The 1,066-nt window shown below is 75.2% G+C and carries 1 protein-coding gene; it reads left to right on the forward strand.

Annotated features, from left to right (window positions below):
- Window positions 1-19: 19 nt before the first annotated feature.
- Window positions 20-922 carry a homocysteine S-methyltransferase gene (gene mmuM / locus CCN42_RS40345; RefSeq protein ID WP_107427733.1) on the forward strand — a complete coding sequence of 301 codons (903 nt, stop codon included), beginning with the start codon at window positions 20-22 and terminating at the stop codon, window positions 920-922.
- Window positions 923-1,066 lie beyond the last annotated feature (144 nt).

Consider the following 1,066-nt stretch of genomic DNA (forward strand, 5'->3'; position numbering starts at 1 on the left):
TCAGGTCGTACCCGGCCGACTGGACGAGGCGCTCGCCGCGGGGACGGTCGTGCTGGACGGCGGGATGTCCAACCAGCTGGAGTCGGCCGGGTACGACCTGAGCGACGAGCTGTGGTCGGCACGGCTGCTCGCCGAGCACCCGGAGGCGGTCACCGAGGCGCACCTCGCCTACTTCGAAGCGGGCGCGGACGTGGCCATCACCGCCAGCTACCAGGCCACCTTCGAAGGCTTCGCCCACCGCGGCATCGGCCGTGAGCGAGCCGCGGAACTGATGACGCTGAGCGTCGAGTTGGCGCGTGAGGCGGCCCGCCGGGCGTATGCCGGGGGCGTCACCCGTCCGCTGTGGACGGCGGCGTCGGCAGGGCCGTACGGGGCGATGCTCGCCGACGGGTCCGAGTACCGGGGCCGCTACGGCCTCTCGGCCGACGAGCTGGAACGCTTCCACCGGCCGCGCCTGGAGGTGCTGGCCGCCGCCGGCCCCGACGTGCTGGCGCTGGAGACCGTGCCGGACGCCGACGAGGCGGCCGCGCTGCTGCGGGTGGTACGCGGGCTGGGGGTGCCCGCTTGGCTTTCGTACACCGTCGACGGTGGGCGCACGCGGGCCGGCCAGCCGCTCGAAGAGGCGTTCGCGCTCGCCGCCGACACGGACGAGGTGATCGCGGTCGGCGTGAACTGCTGCGCACCCGGGGACGTGGACGCTGCGGTGGCGACAGCGGCCAGGGTGACCGGCAAGCCCGTCGTCGTCTACCCGAACAGCGGGGAGGCCTGGGACGCCGAGGCCCGCGCCTGGAGGGGCCGTTCCACGTTCACCGCCGCGCAGGTCGGCGGCTGGCGGTCGGCCGGGGCACGCCTGATCGGCGGCTGCTGCCGGGTGGGCCCCGAGGCGATCACCTCGATCGCGAAGACGCTGCGGACCGGCTGAGCACGGAGTCCCACTCCCCGCCCTGGGCACGGTGACCCCGGGCGGCCGCAGTCCACCGGCTCAGTGCCCACGGGCTCCGCCGGAGCGGCGCAGCAGACGTGCGACCGACCGCAGTTCCGTGGCCCGGGTGGGGGAACCGGTGGG

Source organism: Streptomyces glaucescens (assembly GCF_002154375.1).
Lineage (GTDB): Bacteria > Actinomycetota > Actinomycetes > Streptomycetales > Streptomycetaceae > Streptomyces > Streptomyces glaucescens.